Origin of the sequence: Mycobacterium asiaticum (assembly GCF_001668675.1) — a bacterium.
GTDB classification, from domain to species: Bacteria; Actinomycetota; Actinomycetes; order Mycobacteriales; family Mycobacteriaceae; genus Mycobacterium; species Mycobacterium asiaticum_D.
In genome coordinates this window covers 1-1,392 of record NZ_LZKQ01000060.1, presented here as the reverse complement: position 1 = coordinate 1,392, position 1,392 = coordinate 1, and the positions used below count along the sequence as shown (strand labels likewise).

1 protein-coding gene is annotated in these 1,392 nt (G+C 71.0%); it reads left to right on the top strand.

Features of this window, described 5'->3' with window-relative positions; translation table 11 throughout:
• Positions 1-1,296: DUF2339 domain-containing protein (locus A9X01_RS05725; RefSeq protein WP_065119817.1), on the top strand; the 1,296-nt coding region annotated here is incomplete at its 5' end.
• Between the last annotated feature and the right edge of the window lie 96 nt (positions 1,297-1,392).

Sequence of the window (1,392 nt, the reverse complement as noted above, 5' to 3'; positions counted from 1 at the left end):
GCGGCAACCGGTATCGCCACGGCCTACCTGGATGTCATCGCTGTCGTCACCATCTACCAGTGGGCGCCGGCGCCGGCCGGTCTGGTGTTGGCGGCCGTCGTCGGCGGTGGCGGCCTGGCACTGGCCCGACGTTGGGACTCCGAACAGCTGGCGCTGCTGGTGCTGGTACCGCTGATCGGTCTGGCACCCGCGCTGACCCGCGGGGTGGACCTGCTGCTGATCAGTTTCATGCTGGCGCTCTCGGCGGCCGCGCTGCCGGTCCAACTGGGCAAGAACTGGATGTGGATGCACGGCGCCCGGGTTGCGGCGCCCACGCTGCCGTTGTTGCTCGCACTGATTGCCGTCAACCCGCACGACAACACATGGCTGATCGGCGGCGCCTGCGCGGTGGCCGCGCTGCTGGCCGTCGCGAGTGGCCTGGTGCTGCTGCCGTCCACCTCGAACCCGGCAGCGCTGGCGCTGATCACCACGGCCGGCACCCTCCCGGTGCTGGCCAGCGCGATCGCCGTCGACCGCATGCTGGCGGCGGTCATGGCCGCCGCCTTGGCGGCAGCCATGCTGGCCGTCGCACTGATCGGCAACCACCCCCGCATCGTTGTCCAGACGTGGTCGGCCTGGTCTGCCATCTCCGCGCTGATCGCCATCACGGTCGCCTTCGCCGGTTACATCGAAGCCCCGGTGCTGCTGGCGCTGGCCGTGGTTGTTGCGGTGGCCGGCCGCCGCGACGCGGTAGCACGTTGGAGCGCAACAGGTTTCGGTGTCATCGGCACGGTCCTGTTCTACAGCTACGTGCCGCTGCGGGTGCTGGTGCGCGCCACTGCGATCCCCACGCCCATCGCGGTCTCCACACTGGCAGCCAGTCTGCTCGTGATCACCTTTGCCGTCGTCATGACGCGGACGTGTGTTGGCGCCAACCGGGATTCAGATGTCAGCGGTCTGCTGATCGCGGCGGCCTCGACGGTGGTCGTTTACGCCGTCACCGCATTTACCGTGACCGCCGGGGTGCTTGTCGGCGGCACCGCCGGCGGATTCCTGGCCGGTCACATGGCGGCCACCATCTGCTGGATCGGCGGAGCCGCCGCGCTTTTCGTCTACGCACTGCGCCTGGACGAGTCGGAGCGGCGGACCGAGCCGATCACCGCGGGCCTGGCGCTCACCGGTGCGGCCATGGCCAAGCTGTTCCTGTTCGACCTGGCCACGCTGGACGGCATCTTCCGGGTGGCGGCGTTCATCATCGTCGGACTGGTGCTGCTGGGCATGGGCGCCGGTTACGCGCGCAGCCTGGCGCGCACGTAAGGGCGCGCGCCGACGCCAAAACCCCCCCCCCCCCGGGCGGGGGGGGGGGGTTTGGGGGGGGGGGCCGGCCCCGCGCGGGGGCCGGCCCCCCCCCCC